General features: G+C 70.4%; 1 protein-coding gene. It reads left to right on the top strand.

Annotated elements, in window-relative coordinates; genetic code table 11:
• Positions 1-446: potassium channel family protein (locus AC1DSF_RS30900; RefSeq protein WP_478184125.1), on the top strand; the 446-nt coding region annotated here is incomplete at both ends.

Raw genomic sequence — 446 nt, 5'->3', positions numbered from 1 at the left:
GGATCGAACGGGACGGCTACCGCGACAGCGTCGACGGCCATCTGTCGTTCCTGGACGCCGTCTACTACGCCACCGTGACGCTGTCCACGACGGGCTACGGCGACGTCATCCCGGCCAGCGACTCCGCGCGGCTGATGAACATCGTGCTGATCACCCCGCTGCGCGTGGTCTTCCTGATCATCCTGGTCGGCACCACCCTGGAAGTCCTCACCGAACGGACGCGGGAGCAGTGGCGGCTCTCCCGCTGGAGGTCCACGTTGCGAGACCACACCGTCGTCGTCGGCTACGGCACCACCGGCTACAGCGCGATCAGCACGCTCGTCGCGCAGGGCGTGCCGCGCGACCGCATCGTGGTCGTCGACCCGGACGCCGAAGCGGTCGCGGCTGCCATGCAGGACGGGCTGGTCGCGGTGGCCGGCGACGCGACCCGCGCCGACGTGCTGCGC

Source organism: Variovorax sp. 01N429, assembly GCF_056399425.1.
This window is presented reverse-complemented; position numbering and strand designations above follow the sequence as displayed.